Here is a 15,363-nt window from a genome sequence, read left to right on the forward strand (position 1 = left end):
ACGTAGCAAATATGAATTAATTGTAACTATAACAATTGGTTGAACCATTTTGTTTAAGCATTCAACTTCTTGTATTATTTACATTTTTTTTCAAAAAACTTGTTAACCTTACGACACCCACACCGATAAGAGTATTACTGCAAATGCAAAATGCTTTACCCACAAGGGGGCCTACATGTTTAGAAAAATAACTATTAGAATACGTGTATTTCTACTATTAGCAGTTTTCTTACTGTTCATTTTAGGAATACTCCTATTCAATGCGCGCTCAACAATGCAATCAAATGACGAAGCAATTCACCATTTGCAAAAACTGATGCTTGATGAAGAAAAAGAATCACTTAAAATTGCGACACATGCTTTAGCCACCGCCATCAGTTCGCAGTTTAACGGAATCAGCGATAAGAACGAACAGCACCGTATTATTCAAAATGCAATCGAAAAAGTTCGGTTCAAAAAGGATAGCTCCGGGTATTTCTTTGCCTCGGAAGGCACTACATTCGTTGCCCATCCAATTCAAAAAAAGTTAATCGGTCAAGACGCAGGACATGCAAAAGATAAGAACGGCGTAGCCTATGTTCTTGAATTAGAAAAAGCTGCAACTTCCGGCGGTGCGTTTGTGCAATATGTCTTTAACAAACCAGGCCAGGGAGACCAGCCTAAACTTGCCTACGCAGAAAAGATTCCGGGAACACAATGCTGGCTTGGAACTGGTGTTTATATAGATAATATTGAACGGCAGAAACATGTACTTCAAGCCGAATTTGATGACGCTATGAAACAAAGTATGCTGATGCAGTTTTCGATTATCGGAGTTGTTCTCCTATTCGGATTTGCCCCATTCTGTATTTTCCTTGTTCGCTCCATTGTTGCTCCTGTTCAGCAGGCTAACGAGGTTGCAGAACAAATTGCAGATGGAAACCTTAATGTCGCCATTAAAGTTGAAGGGAATGATGAAATTGCAACCCTTCAGTCATCTCTTATGGTCATGGCGGAAACATTACGTGATAATGCTGAAGACATGGCAGCCAAAGAAAAAGAAGCACAACATCAAGCATCTATCGCCCGTGAGGCAGCAGCAAGAGCGGAAGAGGCAATGCAACAAGCAGCGGTTGCCACCAGTAAAGGGATTAATACCGCAGCAGAGCGTCTTACAGGACTTGTAGGAAGTATTAACGCCAGTTCAACTGATCTTGCAGCAACCAGCCGCCAGCTCGAGCAGGGGGCGGATGTTCAACTTCGCCGTATCAGCGAAACAGCAACTGCCATGGAAGAAATGAACGCAACGGTGCTTGAGGTCGCACGCAATGCAAGTGACGCTTCAGAACGAACAGAGCGTTCCCGACGTCAGGCTGCTGAAGGGCAAACGGTTGTCAATGACACCATCGGTGCCATTAACGAACTGCAAAAAACTACAAGCGAACTACAAGAAAACATGAATCTGCTTGGCAAAGAGTCTGATGCAATCGGTCAGGTGATGACCATAATTAATGACATCGCAGACCAGACAAACTTGCTTGCACTCAATGCCGCAATTGAAGCAGCACGTGCAGGCGATGCCGGACGCGGGTTCGCTGTCGTAGCAGACGAAGTTCGCAAACTTGCAGAAAAAACCATGGGTGCCACAAACGAAGTTGGCAACAGCATCAAAACTATTCAGCAGCTTGCGCAAAAAAACATCACGGGCATGGAACAGTCTGCAGAAGCAATGCAATCTACAGCACAGCGCTCGCAGGTTTCTGGAGAAATGCTAGAGTCAATTGTTGAAATGGCCGATGCAGCCGCAGCACAGGTGCAATCCATTGCAACAGCTGCAGAAGAACAATCAGCCGCGTCTGAAGAAATTACCAGATCAATTGAAGAAATTAACGTTATTGCAAACGAATCGCGCTCAATGGCTGCAAACGCCGAGCAAAATGTATCTACATTGCATGAAGAAGCGCGCAACCTACAAGAAATCATCTTCGAACTTAAAGAAGAGTCAGCCTAATAATTTTCGATTCAACCTGTAGACGAGCAGTGCTTTAGGCAAAACGAATAATGTTCACCCTCGCTTTTTTATCTCGGCAAGCCCCCCTTCAAAAAACGCCGTTGATAATCTCGCGAATGCCTTAACGCTACTGACTCGAATGGCCCAAGGGGCTGTCTTTAGTACGAAAGACAGCCCCTTTCATTTCTTGAAAGATAGAGGAACATAACTAACCTAATGAGATCGCCCAAAAAAAGAGAACCTTCTGTCGAGAAGATTCTCTTTAGTCGTCAAAGACAAATATCACAGCGAAAGCAATACTAAGCCTGATTCATAGTCTCAAAGACCTTATACAACCCCTGTGTACCTAAGTTTTCCAATCCTTGTGCTTTTGCTGCCACATAGAATTGATTTGCCATTGCGAGTCCCGGAAGAGCCAAATTCATCTTAGCAGCTTCTTCAAGCGCAATGCCCATATCTTTAACAAAGTGTTTGATAAAGAATCCCGGATCAAAATCCTTTTTAGCAATACGTCGGCCTAAGTTGTTAATGGACCAAGAACCTGCGGCACCACTGCCAATAACATCGATCACCTGATCTAAGTCCATTCCAGCCTTAGCTGCATAAAGAAGAGATTCAACAGTACCAATCATGGTTCCAGCAATCAAAATCTGGTTTGCCATCTTGCAATGCTGCCCGGCTCCGGATTCGCCCATCCGCTGAACATTTTTTCCCATCATTTCAAAAAGAGGAAGCACTGTCTCATAGGTAGCCAAATCACCACCAACCATAATGGCTAATGTCCCTTCCCGCGCTCCTAAATCTCCACCAGATACAGGAGCATCCAATGCCGCCATACTCTTAGAGGCTGCAACCTCAGCAATACGCTTTGCCAGAGAAGGTGTTGATGTAGTCATATCAACAATAATTGTACCCTCTTTGGCGTTTGCAATAACCCCATTTTCTCCAAGAATAACCTCTTCAACATCTTGAGGAAAACCAACAATGGTAAAAACAACATCACTATTCGCTGCAACTTCTGCAGGGGAACTGCACAATGTCGCACCAAGTTCGGTAAGTTCTTTCGTTTTTTCTGCGCTACGGTTGTATACGAAAGCTGTACAACCGGATGTAATCAAATGCTTGCACATGGATTTACCCATTACGCCTGTTCCAATCCACCCAATGCGCTTTGATGTAATACTCATTAGTCCTCCGTAACCTGCTATTGATACACTAACCCTAATCTTGATTTTACAACTTTTAATGTATCCCATTGAAACAAAAAGAGTTATAACATAAAGGTAAGATAATTACACAATCTGATTTTTTATTAGATCATAAGATATAATGATATTCTTACGTTACAATGTTTTTAATACAATTGCGGGTTGCGTATTTATTTCTATACTTTTTTCTTATATAACCCAAAAGCAATTTACCTGATAACCAACGACTTTCAATCATCACAGCAGAGCACTCAACACACGCTCTTCCCGTTATCAGGAAACGTTTTTCAACGTTAATCTACACTTGCCAACTAATGTTGTCTTCCGACATATGCTAAAGTCAGTGTTACAAAAGTAGCTTTAGCAATCGGCCCCCTGCTGCAACATTAGTGTTTCTTAAAAAAACGCATGTCTTACAGACATGAAACAACATAACCAAGTGCATACCCATGGAACAAACAATTCTGATCATCGATGACGATGCTAAGTTGCAAGATCTTTTAACTGAATACCTCGAAAATTCAGGCTTTAACATTGTGTCCACATCTGATGGGCACGATGCTCTTTCAACCATCCGCAACATTGCTCCGTCCCTTATCATTCTTGACGTCATGCTCCCGGGCAAAGACGGCTTGGAAGTCCTCCGTGATATCCGTACGGAATCCATTATCCCAGTCATTATGCTTACCGCACGCGGTGACGATGCAGACCGTATTGTTGGTCTGGAACTGGGGGCAGACGACTACCTTTCCAAGCCTTTCAACCCACGGGAACTTCTTGCCCGCATCAAGGCTATTTTACGCCGATTTGACAACAGCACAGCAAAAACAACTTCACATCAGATAGAATGTGCCGGCCTTGCACTTGAAGCAAGCAGACAAATTCTCATTATTGAGAATGAGCAAATCACGTTATCCCCGACTGAAACCAAACTCATGGCAGAACTCATGCGCAACCCAAACCACGAGTTCTCCCGCGATGATCTCATGACCAAAGTCTGGGGACGTGAATTCAATGCGTATGACCGTAGTATTGATGTGCACATTTCTAAGCTGCGCAACATCTTAAAACCATTCAACGAGCATGCTCACCGAATCCGTACTGTGTGGGGAAAAGGGTACATGTTCCTGAGTGATTAATGCTACTTAAATCTATATCTGCTAAGCTGACCGCAACGTTTCTTTTGATTCTTGCGCTCAGTTTGGCAACCTACATCATCCTGTTCTCTGTAACAATGCACCGAGACGCAGAACGGTCTATACTCCGTTCTCTCCCGATAATTTCGACACTTCTCAATACAAAATTTGCGGCTCTCAGCAGTATCCCGTGCCGTGATGCTACTGAAACAAAAAAAGAAATTTCGCGTATTCTTCCCAGCATACAACAAACCCTTCAAGCCGAATATCTCTGGGTTGTCACCCCCACCGGGATCATTGTCACTGATCCGGACAAGATTATCCCTGAACACACGCTCTTATCGTTAAAAACACGTAACGATGGCATCCAACAAGCGTTTTTCAATTCCCGCAAGACGGGAGAGCTACTAGCACTCATCTTTCCAATTTCATTATGGAACGGCAAGGGAAAAGTAGTTATTATCCAACAGAAGACATGGCCATCACACAAAATTCTTATCGATTTTCTGGTGCCGACTGCGGGAACAGGCCTTCTTCTTGGGCTGATCGTACTTCCACTGATTGCGCGGACACTACGCCCACTTAAAGAATTAGAAGCAAAAGTCATTAACTTTGCCACCGGTGATCTTTCTGAACGCGTTATACCAGTTGATGATGACGAGATTGGCCGTCTGTCCAGAACATTTAACAGTATGGCAGACAACCTCGAGCAGATGACTCGCTTCCGTCATGAACTCACCGCAAACATATCGCACGAGCTACGAAGTCCTCTTACCCGAATTCAGATGGCGGAAGAACTCGCCTATATTAGTTGTAAGCAGCAAAATTACGATGATGCCATACGGCATTTAAATTCTGTACGGAGCGAAGTCGCAGAGCTGGATGAGCTTATTGAAGAAATTTTGAAGCTATCAAAAATAGAACTAAATGCACCGACAGGGGCATTTGGTGTATGCAATCTTACCAATACTGTACAACAGCTCATACATAGAAGTGCTCCAATTATTGAAAGAAAGCAGTTAACATTGCAAACTGACTATTCCTACGATTGTGTCATTACCTGTAACTACCCAATGGTTAACCTTGCTATCAGCAACCTGATAGCAAACGCACTCAAGTTTTCACCAGAAAAAGGGCTTATTCGAGTCGCGACAGTATCCAACCCCAGAACTGTCAGTGTAGAAGTCGTTAACTCATTCTACCGTACTCTAACGTCTTCTGAGCTTGTTGGCATCTTCGAACCCTTTGCCCGTGCTGAAGGCGAAAATATTCCCGGAACAGGTCTCGGGCTTGCTTTTGTTTCAAAAATCGCTGAGCAACATGAAGGTTCAGCAAGCGCTGCAAACTGTACAGACGGCATACTGTTTACCTTCACCCTCCCGCGCATTCTGACATCAGAGACTTAGGGCCGTATTACAGGCCCCTTTGCCGCATTCCATTCTTGCAGATAGCGGAACATAGCCCGCTCCTGCGGCGGCATAGCAGAAATCAGTTCTTTTCTTTGTTCTATAAGAAGATGTTCTTCACCCGCTTCGGCTAGTTCACGCTGTGCTATGGACTCTGCTAATGACAACAAAGACTCTACCGGAGCGGTCATTTCCATCCATACACCTTCCGGTGCCAACACCTGAGAATGCACGTAATGCCCACAAAAGAGGCTGTCATCAACAATCACGAGGGGACATGCAGGAACCGTTTGCCCTTCATAGATAACAACCTGCTGTGGATATTGCGCTGCCAGCCGTAAAAAAAACTTGAGTGACACCTCAGCTTTTTCCAACATTTCCGCACGGGAACTTTCGGGACGCACAAGCTTGCATGCAGCGTCCATCCAGACAATGTCGCGCCACACAGGTAACAGAATTGCCTGCAATACAATGTTATGATGAGCCAAGGCAAACTCCAGCGCGCTGCTCACAGCTGTATTTTCTGCAAACCGGTTATAAATAGCTGCATGCAAAAGGATACGCTTTTGTGCTCCGGCAAATTGTTCGCCAAAATTAAGCGAAGAAACTCCCGTATGAACTACTGTCTGGATATTTTTAGAAGAAACCATGCATACTCCTCACAGATTTTGCATAAAAAAGGGGGAGAGTAAAACTCTCCCCCTTTTACACTCAAATCAGCTTGTTTTATTCAGCCATAGAAACGTAATCAGTAGCTTCCAAACCAAATGAAGAAACAAGACCGCCACCAAGGGCGAGCAGACGATAAGAAGCAATAAGTACGTTTACTTTTGCAGTCACAAGACGTCCACGAGTAACAAATAATTCGTTTTCAGCGTCAAGAACATCCAGCAAGGTGCGCTGACCAACAGTAAACTGCTGTGCATATACATCACGGGTTTCAAGGTTAAAGCCAACAGCCCTATTGTACTGTTCAACCTGCTCGTACGCAGCCTTCTGTTCACTCCAAGTTGCAACAACCTGTCGATACAGATCATCAGTAGTATCACGATAGTCTTCTTTTGCAGCCACCTTACGGGCAATTGCAGCACGTGTTGCAGCAAGATCGCTGCCACCGTTAAAGAGGTTCCATCTGCCAACTACAGCTAAACGAAAATCAGTTGTATAATCATCTACACCCTGCATATCTTCAGTGTAACGGTAAGAACCTTCACCTGTAATTTTAGGGTAGTAGTTTGATTTGCGTTCATCAACAAGCCCCTGAGCCACATCAACCTCATATTTACGAGTGTCTAGACGCGGGTTTTCGGACTGCATACGCATGATAGCAGTTTCAATATCTACAGGCGCAGCTTCAGGAACTTCTACATCTTCAAGACCTTCAGGCTCCATACCTGTTAAACGTTTGTACTGCGCAATGGCAATTTCCATCTCACTACGCTGTGTAGCAAGCGTTGCAAGAGCACGAGCCAAACGTCCCTGAGTCAAAGTTAGGTCAGCAATACTACCACCGCCAGCATCAACAAGTTCCTGCATTGAAGCAAGAATATCGCGATACTGCTGTGCATTTTCTTCAGCAAGCTCAACAAGCGCTTTGTTACGGATGACGGTAAGGTGTGCTATAACAGCATCAAGACCGAAACGTTCTCCAGCATCTAAAATCTGGCTCTGTGAGGATTTGAATGCAGCGTCGGTACGCTCAACACGGCTCTGCGTATAGCGGCCATCGTAGATGAGCTGAGAGATTGAAACAGAGCCATCAAATGCTCCACGCCATTCATTCTTCCTTCCCTCACTACGAGTAGTAGCGCTGTCATGCTGTGTCGGCCCATACGAACCTGTCGCATTAACATCTGGAAGATAGCCTCCCCATGCCGATATATTATCTTGCTTTGCAGCTTTACTTTCGCTTTCCAACGCAGCAATACGCGGGTATGTTTGCAATGTTGCAAGTACACTATCTTTCAACGAGATCTCGGCTGAAGCAACGCTCACACACACAAACAGTACCGCAGTCATTACTAACAACGCGTACATTCTTCTCATTAAAACACTCCTGATATATTCACTCACTTACTCCGTAAAAAGTAAGCTCCCTACTATCAGACACAAAATGGTTCGCCCCCCCAAATCGTGCCTACACAACTCTTTTTCTATACGCGGTTCAATCTAATACCTCAAGAAAAAGCAGTTTTTACACTATCTACAATTCTATCAAAACAACCGGATAATAACTAACAGACTAGCTTAAAACAGCAAAGCGTTAACATTCAAATAGTTATACAACATCTCTGAATATAATTTTAAGAAAAAAGACGCCCTCCAGCGCCTATTTTACCCTACTCCATGGATAGGTATTACGTTGGCAAACATGTAACCATCTAAATAAAAACAAGCTATTTCCTAAATGTAATCCCCCCGATCCCCTATGATTATTTCATATGTATTTTTACATTGCGCTAAACAATATTTACAAGCTGAAACACACGGTATATGGAGAGTAATCGGTATTGTCTCGTCTATACTTTTTAAAAAAATTATGAAAAAATATGGAGATACATTACTACACGTTATCAGTATTTCCCTGTTAATAAACATGGAAGTATTACTTATAGGGAGTGCTCATGACTGATTCTAATCACAGACAGCCTGTGCCGGAAACGACCGCACAGTCCAAACCGGACACTGCGAAAAAACCATCGTTCAGCGATGCCCAAGGGGCTGCGTCAGAACAATCCGCCCCCCCTGTATCTCACGACAACAACTCTGCACAACAAAAGCAACAGTCTCCTCAAGGCCCTAAAACTATAGTTGATGCACCGTTGCCGTCAGATGTGGATTACGAATCACCGCTTTTACGGTCACTTGTGCACCTCTTTTCTTTGCTCGGAAAACCGCTCACTCTTGAACAACTTAAAACGGGTCTACCAGAGCATGGTACGCAGTCGCACACCTCTGCCTGTCTTCGTGCCGCGTTGCAAGCCGGTATGAATGCCAAAGCGGTGCGTCGTAATTCACTAGCAGAAATATCCACACTGACATTGCCGTGCATTATTCTTTTAAAGAACAAAGGAGCCGGTGTACTCACATCCCTCACGGAGACGCATGCAAAGGTCGTTTTTCCGGAAATGAACAGTACGCCAATTTCTGTACTACGGGACAAGCTTGAAGAAGAGTACGCAGGCTACGTTATCTTTGGTCAAATAAAAGGCCGACTTGATAAGCGTGCCAGTGAACTGAAGCTGTTAAAAACTAAACGCTGGTTCTGGGATACGATTCTCTATTTCTTACCCATTTATAAGCACGTTGGGCTTGCAAGCATCATCATCAACCTTCTTGCCATATCCTCGCCGCTCTTCTTTATGAACGTGTACGACAGGGTGGTCCCTAACAATGCGACCGACACACTATGGGTGCTGGCCATGGGGATCGGCATTGCCCTTCTGTTTGATTTTATGCTCCGCAACCTGCGCAGTTACTTCTGTGATGTTGCAGGAAAAAATGCTGACATCATTCTTGCTTCACGACTTATGCAGCACGTTATGGCGTTGCGTCTTGATGACAAACCGGACTCAACCGGGACGATGGCAAACAACCTGCGTGAATTTGAGTCACTCCGTGAATTTTTCAGCTCTACAACATTACTGGCAATTATTGACGTTCCATTTCTATTCTTCTTCCTCACACTCATTCACTATATTGGCGGCCCATTGGTCCTTATTCCCGCCACAGCTATTCCAATCGTCATTATAGTAGGACTCCTGCTCCAATTCCCGTTTCAACGCGCAGTTGAGTCCGGTTTTAAAGAAGGGGCACAGAAATACGCTCTGCTCATTGAAATAATTAACGGTATTGAAACGGTAAAAACAAGTATGGCTGAAGGGCACATGCAGCAAATGTGGGAGAAAGTCGTCGGCATGAGTGCTAAGTCCAGCAACTCTGCAAAGCACCTTGCGAATTTTTCTATGACCTTCACTATGTTTGCAGCACAAACCGTATCTGTTTTCCTCATTGCCTACGGTGTATACCGTATCGCTGACGGCAAGCTGACTATGGGGGGCCTTATCGCCTGTAACATTCTTGCAGGTCGTTCCATGGCGCCTCTCAGCCAGATTGCAGGCATGCTTTCCCGCATGCAACAATCACGTATGGCCTTAAAATCTCTTGACATGATCATGCAGCTGCCAACAGAAGCACAAGAAGAATACACAGGCATCAGCTACGAAAAACTTGACGCGTCGATTACGTTCGACTCACTTGCCTTTAAATATCCAAACGCAGAACGATTTGCGATTGAAGATATCCATTTAAAAATCCATAAAGGTGAACGAGTAGGCATTATTGGCCGAATGGGGTCGGGTAAAAGCACCTTAGGCAAGCTCTGTGTCGGACTATACCGCCCTACAGAGGGTGCGGTAAAGCTTGGCGGCGTTGATATCCGCCAGATGGATATAGCTGACCTCCGCTCCCGTACCGGGTATGTATCGCAGGATAACTACCTCTTCTATGGTACCGTGCGCGACAATATTGCTATCGGCAACCCACAGGCCGATGAAAATGCTATTCTCCGCGCAGCTTCCATTGCCGGTGTCACAGAGTTTATTCAGTCGAACCCTGCCGGTTTCGGTCTACAGGTTGGCGAACGGGGCATGGCATTATCCGGAGGACAAAGACAGTCCATCGCGTTAGCTCGCGCGCTGCTGACAAACCCTGACATCATTATCTTAGACGAACCAAGCTCCAACATGGACAACGGTTCTGAGTTCACATTCAAACGTAAGCTTGCGCATATCATACCGGGTAAGACACTGATTCTTATCACCCACCGCTTCAGTATGCTTGATGTTGTTGATAGACTTATTGTGATGGATAACGGCAAGGTTGTGGCTGACGGCCCTAAAGCAGCAGTTCTTGATGCATTAAGAAAAGATCAGATTAAAAAAGCACCGACAAGAGCGGCGTAGGAGTCAGACACAATGAATAAAGCCCATTACAGAAATGACGACATTGAGTTCATGAGCGAAGTTGATGCCGCTCTGCGCCAGCGTGGTCACCCCAAAGCATATCTTCTGTCTTTATTTATTATTCTTTTTTTTGCATCATTCCTGATTTGGGCAAACTTTGCTGTTCTTGATGAAGTAACCCGCGGTACAGGCGCTGTTGTACCTTCAAGAAAGATTCAAAAATTACAGAATCTTGAAGGTGGTATCTTAAGCGAACTACTTGTAACTGAAGGGCAAATTGTCGAAAAGGGACAGATTCTTGTCCGCATCGACAATGAACAGGCAGAAAGCATAGTTCGCGATGCAGAATCAAAAGCCCTTGAACACGAAGTCGCTATTATCCGCCTCACCGCAGAAGCCAACGATACGCCACTGGTTTTCCCTGAAAATCTTACAACGGAAGTACCACAAATGGTGGCAGACCAAATTGCCATCTACAATTCCCGAAAAGCCCAGCTTAAAACAGAACTCAGTGTGCTTTCTTCGCAAAAATTCCAGCGGGATCAGGAAATTGCGGAAATGATCAGTAAACGCAAACAGCTTGTTTCCAGTCATAAAATTGCAAAACAACGCCGCGACATTGCCCGCCCGCTCATGGAAAAAAATGTGTACCCTAAAATCGATTACCTCCAGCTTGAAGAGCACCTGATCCAGCTGCAGGGCGATATCGAAGCACTGTCACTTGCTATTCCGCGTATTCGCAGGGCTGCCGAAGAAGCTGGAGAACGGACAAAACAGCGCCTTGCTGAATTCAAAAATGAAGCGCACCGTGAAATAAACCAGCGCCGTGTTGAGCTGCGTTCTCTTAGAGAAGCAATGGCAGCCGGCAATGACCGTGTAACACGTACCGACTTGCGTGCACCTGTACGTGGTACAGTTAAACAGATTGCTGCAAATACTCTCGGTGGTGTTATCAGACCCGGTGATACCATTCTGGAAATTGTACCGCTTGATGACACGCTGCTCGTTGAAGCACGAGTACGCCCTGCAGACATTGCTTTTTTGCATCCGGGGCAAAAAGCGATGATTAAAATCACAGCCTACGACTTTTCTATTTACGGTGGTCTGGAAGGCTCTGTAGAGCAAATCAGTGCTGATACAATCGAAGATAAGCGTGGTGAGAGCTTTTATCTTGTAAAACTGCGCACAAAGACCAATACTATTAAATATCGGGGAGAAAACCTGCCTATTATTCCCGGCATGACAACTTCTGTTGATATTCTGACAGGTAAAAAATCTGTTCTCGACTATCTGCTGAAGCCAATATTAAAGGCAAAACAAAACGCCCTGAGAGAACGGTAATTGCACCACTGGAAAAATTCGATAATCTTTTGTGCAACTTTTGTCAGCATTATCTGTTGCTTCTTTCTTGCAACTCAGTGCTTACAGGCGTCCGCGCAATCCAAGACGAATAACTCCAGACCATCTGTCAGTACAAAAGGAGCGTCTCTTTCTAAAGGAAAGAAGAAATCAGCATTCCGTATGCTGTTCAAGCCGCCTCCTACAAGAAAAAAAAATCCGCGGCCACGGAAAAAGGTTGCAGCCAGCACAGGGCCTTTAAAAGATGACCATGGGAACATTCGTTTGTTCCGCACTATAGAACTAAAAGGCAAAAACAAAACTCTGGCCCGGTGGCAAAGTATTGTAGATACCATGGCTGCATATAAACAAGAATTTCTTTCGAACTCGCTGCCTACATCCGGCAAAAACCAGCGGCAACGCTGGAAGCAATTTAAAAGCACTATTGTCTCCATGCCGCGGATGCAGCAGCTGCGCAAGATCAATTCTTACTTTAACAAGTGGCCGTATCGCCTAGATATAGAAAACTGGGGCAAGCAGGAGTATTGGGCAACACCGCCTGAATTTGTCAAAAAGTCAGGTGATTGCGAAGATTACGCCATTGCCAAGTACTATGCGCTTCGAGAATTAGGGATGCCCGCAGACTCTCTGCGCATTGTCGCAGTTATGGATAACATCCGTCGTCTGGGACATGCTGTACTAGTTGTATTCTACGACAATGATGCATGGGTGCTTGATAACCAGACAAAGCTGGTACTTCCGCATTCAAAGTTTTCGCACTATGTACCTCAGTTTTCTGTAAACGAAACTAATCGCTGGGCACACATCCCGGTGAAAAAAAATCAACTGGCTTCCAAGCCGAAAAAATGATTCCGGAGCTGAAAATGCCTACTAAAACGAATGACTATGAGCTTCCCGTTACGCAGGATAAGCGCTCTCGTCTAAAATGGTTCGGCATCGCTGTGCTTTCCGCTATTGTTGTCATCTCTGCCACCCTATGCTTCATCCACATAAAGAATGAAGAAGCAGGACTGAATGATCGTCTGGAAAAACAGCAAAAACTGTTGGCAGCTGCCCGGCTGGAAAGCATTAACAACTGGCTGCTGGCAATGGCTGAACAAGGCGACAGGCTCATCAATGCTGATCTGTTCCGTCTGTTTGCTTCAGAAGTAAATGTTCTGGGTGATAATATCGGCAGCTTATACGCAGAAGAAGGCACTCAAGGGGACGAGTCTTCCCTTGCGCAGCAACTCCCGATGATGCGTAACCTGCTCGACGAGTTTTCCAGCTATGCCGGTTTTGCTGACGGGCGGATTATCAACCGCTTTGGTCAAACCTATATCGCCACCAATGCCAACGTAACTGCTCTTACGCAGGAACAGCTTGATATGGTGAATGATGTACTGGCAAATCCGAAGGTACATTTCTCAACGGTACGCAGCAGCAGTAACGGGCTTGTTTTTGACATGTTCCTGCCTATTTTCCCGCCGGAATTTGAAGGCGAGTACACAAAGCCTATTTCTGTTCTCATGCTCTCCAAGCTTGCCTCCGGAAAAATTACAGAAATTATCTCCAGTTCACCGTTGGCAGAAGAAGGAAACACGACACATCTTGTTCAAAAAGCAAACGGTGTCTTACAGGATATACTTCCTTGGCAGCCGGAAGGAATAGCGGAAGTCGCTCCTTCATTCGGCAAAATAGACGCAGACATCCTGCCATTTTCATTGCGCAAAAACCTGAGCCAAACCGCCAAGGGATATTCCTACGGCATCAAAGTTCCCAATACAGACTGGTGGGTCATTGAAGAAATTGATTATGACATAGCCCGCGCAGAGTTAAACAGTACAATCCGGACCACGCTCATAATTGAAGTTCTCACTATCGGTGCGTTCACACTAGTCATATTCCTGTTCTGGTGGCTGCTGGTTTCACAAGACAACAAAAAAATTGCAGAGAACTTTCGAGAGCTCGCAATGACAATCAAAGAACAAAAAATGTTCCTTGATTCCATCAATGACACTATTCCGGATTACATTGCTCTAAAAGACAATGAGGGCATATATCAGTATGTAAACCCGGCATTTGCTAAGGCTGTAGGGCGCACTGTTAAAGAAATGAAAGGACTGGATGACACGGCAGTCTTCGGCTATGCGACCGCAAACCGCCTTGCGTCCTCTGATCAACTCGTAAATATGTCTGAAGAACCAATTAATATTACAGAGACACTCTATTTACAGTCCCAACGCTACGTTATGCAGATATCCAAGGCACCATTCTTTACCGGAGAAGGTTCGTTAAATGGCATTGTGTCTGTATTCCGCGATATTACCGCAGCTGTTGAAGCAGAAGAACAGCGAAAACAGGCAGAACAGCAGACCATTACCGCGCTGGCAAGCACCATTGAGCATATTGACCCATATCTCGGCGGGCACACCCGTATGCTCGAATCGATTTCTGTTGAACTTGCCCGCAGCATGAACATGAGCGATGCAGAAATATCCACCATAGAGGCGGCAGCAAACCTGTCCCAGATCGGTAAGCTATTTGTGCCGCGTGAAATTCTGCTGAAACCGGGCGCGCTAACTCCGGAAGAAAAAGCTGAAATGGAAAAACATGCACTGCATGCAAAAGAAGTGCTTGGCAGTATCGAGTTCGGTCTTCCTGTTGTAGAAACAGTTACGCAAATGAACGAAAAGCTAGACGGATCCGGCTATCCGGAAAAACTGCAACATGATGAAATTATCCCTCCGGCCAAACTGCTCGGGCTTACAAACACATTCTGCGCACTCATCAGACCTCGTGCGTACCGCCCTGCACTATCCGTCGAAAACGCATTCGAGATTTTAAAAGAGATGGAGAATTTCTACGACCAAGAAATGATTTTTGCCCTCGAACGTCTGCTCAACACTCGATTTGGTGAAGATTTCATTGAAGAAGTAAAGGCAATATAACAGGCTGTTACATCACGCATCACTGCAACCTGTGCGGCGGCGAAGAAGCGTTTCATGCGTGTTTTTTGACTTTTTATAAAAAAAAATCACTTTTTTTAAAAAAGTACTTGCCAACACGCCGGTCTTTCTCTAAACCTTCCACCTGTGCCGCGATAGCTCAGTTGGTAGAGCAGGGGATTGAAAATCCCCGTGTCCGCAGTTCAATTCTGTGTCGCGGCACCATCTTCATGAAGATGGCTGCATTTTTTACTTGCAACATATGTCACCTTCCTGTAGATAATTTCTCGTCGTGCCGCGATAGCTCAGTTGGTAGAGCAGGGGATTGAAAATCCCCGTGTCCGCAGTTCAATTCTGTGTCGCGGCACCACTT

At 45.1% G+C, this 15,363-nt stretch carries 10 protein-coding genes and 2 tRNA genes; 9 read left to right on the plus strand and 3 right to left on the minus strand.

The features are described 5' to 3' along the window. Positions 1-175: 175 nt before the first annotated feature. Positions 176-1,990, plus strand: coding sequence for a methyl-accepting chemotaxis protein (locus tag F461_RS0105810; protein WP_026364642.1), 1,815 nt, complete (start codon positions 176-178; stop codon positions 1,988-1,990). A gap of 299 nt (positions 1,991-2,289) precedes the next feature. Here F461_RS0105810 and F461_RS0105815 read toward each other — a convergent pair whose 3' ends face one another. Then, entirely contained in the window at positions 2,290-3,177 is an 888-nt protein-coding gene (locus F461_RS0105815; protein ID WP_020000211.1) for an NAD(P)-dependent oxidoreductase, read from the minus strand. Between the two features lie 470 nt (positions 3,178-3,647). Between F461_RS0105815 and F461_RS0105820 the strand changes: the two genes are divergently transcribed. Further along, on the plus strand, positions 3,648-4,337 hold the full coding sequence (locus tag F461_RS0105820) for a response regulator transcription factor (RefSeq protein WP_020000212.1): 690 nt from the start codon (positions 3,648-3,650) through the stop codon (positions 4,335-4,337). Then, positions 4,337-5,740 carry a HAMP domain-containing sensor histidine kinase gene (locus tag F461_RS0105825; RefSeq protein WP_020000213.1) on the plus strand — a complete coding sequence of 468 codons (1,404 nt, stop codon included), beginning with the start codon at positions 4,337-4,339 and terminating at the stop codon, positions 5,738-5,740. Before F461_RS0105820 ends, F461_RS0105825 begins: the two co-directional genes overlap by 1 nt. Here F461_RS0105825 and F461_RS0105830 read toward each other — a convergent pair. After that, complete coding sequence (locus F461_RS0105830) at positions 5,737-6,390, minus strand: hypothetical protein (protein WP_020000214.1); 654 nt, start codon at positions 6,388-6,390, stop codon at positions 5,737-5,739. The genes F461_RS0105825 and F461_RS0105830 overlap by 4 nt on opposite strands. 76 nt (positions 6,391-6,466) lie before the next feature. Beyond that, positions 6,467-7,786, minus strand: coding sequence for a TolC family outer membrane protein (locus F461_RS17220; protein WP_020000215.1), 1,320 nt, complete (start codon positions 7,784-7,786; stop codon positions 6,467-6,469). A 578-nt stretch (positions 7,787-8,364) separates the two neighbouring features. On the opposite strand from F461_RS17220, the gene F461_RS0105840 reads away from it, so the two are divergent. The 6 genes from F461_RS0105840 (at position 8,365) to F461_RS0105865 (ending at position 15,360) form a co-directional block, all read left to right on the plus strand. Beyond that, on the plus strand, positions 8,365-10,704 hold the full coding sequence (locus F461_RS0105840) for a type I secretion system permease/ATPase (protein WP_020000216.1): 2,340 nt from the start codon (positions 8,365-8,367) through the stop codon (positions 10,702-10,704). 12 nt (positions 10,705-10,716) lie between these two features. Further along, the gene (locus tag F461_RS0105845; protein ID WP_020000217.1) at positions 10,717-12,045 is read left to right on the plus strand and encodes an HlyD family type I secretion periplasmic adaptor subunit; all 1,329 of its coding nucleotides are present in this window, start codon (positions 10,717-10,719) and stop codon (positions 12,043-12,045) included. A gap of 351 nt (positions 12,046-12,396) precedes the next feature. Beyond that, entirely contained in the window at positions 12,397-12,912 is a 516-nt protein-coding gene (locus F461_RS0105850; protein ID WP_161624767.1) for a transglutaminase-like cysteine peptidase, read from the plus strand. 14 nt (positions 12,913-12,926) lie between these two features. Further along, on the plus strand, positions 12,927-14,993 hold the full coding sequence (locus F461_RS0105855) for an HD-GYP domain-containing protein (RefSeq protein WP_026364643.1): 2,067 nt from the start codon (positions 12,927-12,929) through the stop codon (positions 14,991-14,993). 146 nt (positions 14,994-15,139) lie between these two features. Continuing rightward, positions 15,140-15,215: transfer RNA gene (locus F461_RS0105860), tRNA-Phe, on the plus strand. 69 nt (positions 15,216-15,284) lie between these two features. Beyond that, a tRNA-Phe gene (locus F461_RS0105865) sits at positions 15,285-15,360 on the plus strand. The last annotated feature ends 3 nt before the right edge of the window (positions 15,361-15,363 follow it).

Origin of the sequence: Halodesulfovibrio aestuarii DSM 17919 = ATCC 29578 (assembly GCF_000384815.1) — a bacterium.
In the GTDB taxonomy this organism is placed as follows: domain Bacteria; phylum Desulfobacterota; class Desulfovibrionia; order Desulfovibrionales; family Desulfovibrionaceae; genus Halodesulfovibrio; species Halodesulfovibrio aestuarii.

Coding starts and splice junctions, on each gene's coding strand:
- F461_RS0105830 (WP_020000214.1), bottom strand. CDS start 6,390: ATGGTTTCTTCTAAAAATATCCAGACAGTAGTTCATACGGGAGTTTCT.
- F461_RS0105840 (WP_020000216.1), top strand. CDS start 8,365: ATGACTGATTCTAATCACAGACAGCCTGTGCCGGAAACGACCGCACAG.
- F461_RS0105825 (WP_020000213.1), top strand. CDS start 4,337: ATGCTACTTAAATCTATATCTGCTAAGCTGACCGCAACGTTTCTTTTG.
- F461_RS0105850 (WP_161624767.1), top strand. CDS start 12,397: ATGGCTGCATATAAACAAGAATTTCTTTCGAACTCGCTGCCTACATCC.
- F461_RS0105815 (WP_020000211.1), bottom strand. CDS start 3,177: ATGAGTATTACATCAAAGCGCATTGGGTGGATTGGAACAGGCGTAATG.
- F461_RS17220 (WP_020000215.1), bottom strand. CDS start 7,786: ATGAGAAGAATGTACGCGTTGTTAGTAATGACTGCGGTACTGTTTGTG.
- F461_RS0105820 (WP_020000212.1), top strand. CDS start 3,648: ATGGAACAAACAATTCTGATCATCGATGACGATGCTAAGTTGCAAGAT.
- F461_RS0105810 (WP_026364642.1), top strand. CDS start 176: ATGTTTAGAAAAATAACTATTAGAATACGTGTATTTCTACTATTAGCA.
- F461_RS0105845 (WP_020000217.1), top strand. CDS start 10,717: ATGAATAAAGCCCATTACAGAAATGACGACATTGAGTTCATGAGCGAA.
- F461_RS0105855 (WP_026364643.1), top strand. CDS start 12,927: ATGCCTACTAAAACGAATGACTATGAGCTTCCCGTTACGCAGGATAAG.